The organism is Nonomuraea sp. LPB2021202275-12-8, assembly GCF_037044575.1.
Taxonomy (GTDB): domain Bacteria; phylum Actinomycetota; class Actinomycetes; order Streptosporangiales; family Streptosporangiaceae; genus Nonomuraea.
This window is the reverse complement of the sequence record NZ_JBAHWD010000120.1, coordinates 1-1,406: the sequence shown is the minus strand read 5'-3', so window position 1 is coordinate 1,406 and position 1,406 is coordinate 1. Positions and strand designations below refer to the sequence as shown.

The 1,406-nt window shown below is 56.8% G+C and carries 1 rRNA gene; it reads right to left on the bottom strand.

Annotation, left to right across the window (positions count from 1 at the left end):
- Positions 1-18: 18 nt before the first annotated feature.
- A 23S ribosomal RNA gene (locus V5E28_RS48970) occupies positions 19-1,406 on the bottom strand; the annotation flags it as partial.

Genomic DNA, 1,406 nt, shown 5'->3' with positions numbered 1-1,406 from the left:
GTGGGGAAAGTATGCTTTGTGGTCAAGTCCTCGGCCTATTAGTACCGGTCAGCTCCACACGTTGCCGTGCTTCCACCTCCGGCCTATCAACCCGGTCGTCTACCGGGAGCCTTACCCACTCTCGTGGTGGGAGACCTCATCTCAAGGCGAGCTTCCCGCTTAGATGCTTTCAGCGGTTATCCCTTCCGAACGTAGCCAACCAGCCGTGCACCTGGCGGTACAACTGGCACACCAGAGGTTCGTCCGTCCCGGTCCTCTCGTACTAGGGACAGCTCCTTTCAAGTCTCCTGCGCGCGCAGCGGATAGGGACCGAACTGTCTCGCGACGTTCTAAACCCAGCTCGCGTACCGCTTTAATGGGCGAACAGCCCAACCCTTGGGACCTACTCCAGCCCCAGGATGCGACGAGCCGACATCGAGGTGCCAAACCATCCCGTCGATATGGACTCTTGGGGAAGATCAGCCTGTTATCCCCGGGGTACCTTTTAGCCGTTGAGCGACACCGCTTCCACATGCCGATGCCGGATCACTAGTCCCAGCTTTCGCTCCTGCTCGACCCGTCAGTCTCACAGTCAAGCTCCCTTGTGCACTTACACTCGACACCTGATTGCCAACCAGGCTGAGGGAACCTTTGGGCGCCTCCGTTACTCTTTAGGAGGCAACCGCCCCAGTTAAACTACCCACCAGACACTGTCCCCGATCCGGATCACGGACCAGAGTTAGACGTTCAAAACGACCAGAGTGGTATTTCACCAATGACTCCACCCGAACTAGCGTCCGAGCTTCCTAGTCTCCCACCTATCCTACACAAGACGTTCCAAACGCCAATGTCAAGCTGTAGTGAAGGTCCCGGGGTCTTTCCGTCCTGCTGCGCGTAACGAGCATCTTTACTCGTAGTGCAATTTCGCCGGGTCTGTGGTTGAGACAGCGGGGAAGTCGTTACGCCATTCGTGCAGGTCGGAACTTACCCGACAAGGAATTTCGCTACCTTAGGATGGTTATAGTTACCACCGCCGTTTACCGGCGCTTAAGTTCTCACCTTCGCACACCGAAGTGCACTAAGCGGTCCCCTTAACGTTCCGGCACCGGGCAGGCGTCAGTCCGTATACATCGTCTTACGACTTCGCACGGACCTGTGTTTTTAGTAAACAGTCGCTTCCCCCTGGCCACTGCGACCCCCACCAGCTCACAGAGCTAGCCTGATCACCAGCAGAGGTCCCCCTTCTCCCGAAGTTACGGGGGCAATTTGCCGAGTTCCTTAACCACAGTTCACCCGATCGCCTTGGTATTCTCTACCTGACCACCTGAGTCGGTTTAGGGTACGGGCCGCCACAACACTCGCTAGAGGCTTTTCTCGGCAGCATAGGATCATCCACTTCACCACAATCGGCTCGGCATCACATCTCA